The sequence below is a fragment of the Rhodococcus sp. BL-253-APC-6A1W genome (assembly GCF_012843405.1).
Classification (GTDB): domain Bacteria; phylum Actinomycetota; class Actinomycetes; order Mycobacteriales; family Mycobacteriaceae; genus Rhodococcus.
The window spans coordinates 1-867 of the sequence record NZ_JABAFB010000032.1; the positions used below are offsets into that span (position 1 = coordinate 1).

1 pseudogene is annotated in these 867 nt (G+C 63.6%); it reads left to right on the forward strand.

Annotated features, from left to right (window positions below):
- Positions 1-867, forward strand: a pseudogene (locus HF877_RS21090) (glucose-6-phosphate isomerase); the annotation flags it as partial.

The following is an 867-nucleotide window of genomic DNA, read 5'->3' on the forward strand; positions in this document are numbered from 1 at the left end:
AGTTCGGGATCGATCCGGTGAACATGTTCGGGTTCTGGGAGTGGGTGGGGGGCCGGTATTCGGTGGATTCGGCGATCGGGTTGGCGGTGATGTGTGCGGTCGGGCGGGAGCGGTTCGGGGAGTTGCTGGCGGGGTTCCGGGTGATCGATGAGCATTTCCGGTCGGTGCCGCTCGAGCGCAATGTTCCGGTGTTGTTGGGGTTGTTGGGGGTGTGGAACACGTCGGTGTTGGGGGCGCAGTCGCGGGTGGTGTTGCCGTATGCGAATGATCTGGTGCGGTTTCCGGCGTATCTGCAGCAGTTGGCGATGGAGTCGAACGGTAAGTCGGTGCGGGTGGACGGGTCGGCGGTGTCGTATCGGACGGGGGAGATTTTTTGGGGGGAGCCGGGGACGAACGGGCAGCACGCGTTTTTTCAGTTGTTGCATCAGGGGACGCATCTGGTGCCGGCGGATTTCATCGGGTTCGGTCGGTCGACCGATGATCTGCCGACCGTGGGTGGGTCGGGGTCGATGCATGAGGTGTTGATGGCGAACATGTTTGCGCAGGCGAAGGTGTTGGCGTTCGGGAAGTCGGCGGCGGAGCTTCGGGCGGAGGGGGTGCCGGAGGGGTTGGTGGCGCACAAGGTGATGCCGGGTGATCGGCCGTCGACGACGGTGTTGGCGCCGGTGTTGTCGCCGTCGTCGTTGGGGCAGTTGATTGCGTTGTATGAGCATCAGGTGTTTGTGGAGGGTGTGGTGTGGGGGATCGATTCGTTCGATCAGTGGGGTGTGGAGTTGGGGAAGGAGCAGGCGTCGGTGTTGGCGCCGGTGTTGGGGGGTGTGGGTGAGCCGGAGTCGGGTGATGCGTCTACGGACAACCTGATCCGCA